The sequence below is a fragment of the Acidovorax delafieldii 2AN genome (assembly GCF_000175235.1).
Classification (GTDB): Bacteria; Pseudomonadota; Gammaproteobacteria; order Burkholderiales; family Burkholderiaceae_C; genus Acidovorax; species Acidovorax delafieldii_B.
The window spans coordinates 1-723 of sequence record NZ_ACQT01000599.1 but is presented as its reverse complement, the minus strand read 5'-3'; the positions used below and the strand labels follow the sequence as shown (position 1 = coordinate 723).

Annotated in this window: 1 protein-coding gene; it reads right to left on the bottom strand. The window is 71.6% G+C overall.

The features are described from left to right. Positions 1-444, bottom strand: a 444-nt coding sequence (locus ACDELDRAFT_RS23295) for a chromate transporter (RefSeq protein ID WP_005801866.1), incomplete at its 3' end; no start/stop codon positions are given. Positions 445-723 lie beyond the last annotated feature (279 nt).

Here is a 723-nt window from a genome sequence, read left to right as displayed (position 1 = left end):
GCCATGCCCCCACACCGCCTGCGCCACCACGGCCACCGCCACCACCTTGAGCCCGTGCAGGGCACCCGCCGGCAGCACCGCGTGTCCACCCGCCAGGCCCAGGCCGAACAAGGCCAGCACCAGCGCCGATGGCAGCGTGAACCCCAGCCAGGCAGCCAGCGCGCCGGGCATGCCCGCCCACATCAAGCCCAGCGCCATGCCCACCTGGCTGCTGGCCGGGCCGGGCAGAAACTGGCACAGCGCCACCAGATCGGCATAACTGCGCTCGGTCAGCCATTGGCGGCGCTGCACGAATTCATCGCGGAAGTAGCCCAGGTGTGCCACCGGCCCGCCAAAGGAGGTGAGGCCCAGGCGCAGGAACACGGCGAAGACCTGCCATGCCGAGGCAGGGGCCTGCGCACGTTCGGACGTGGACGGATCGGAAGGGGTGGAGTGAAGAGGCATGGGTCCAGAAAAAAAGGCGGCGCGCGGTGGCCGTGCGGCACCGCGCGGCCCAGGCCGTGAGTGTCGCAGGTGGCGATGGGCACTGCATGACAAGCGGCGGGCCGCGTCGCCCCAAGCCGTTAAGGCGTGAACGAAAGCCCGAAGGCCGAGAGTGCCGGGCGCCCGTCAGACCGCGCTGGGCCCCAGCCACACGCCGCTGCGCAGCGCCTCGGGCCGTTGGGGCGACCACACCTGCGCGCCCGATTCCCCAGGCGTCCTGCTGCACATGCAGGCCCGCAT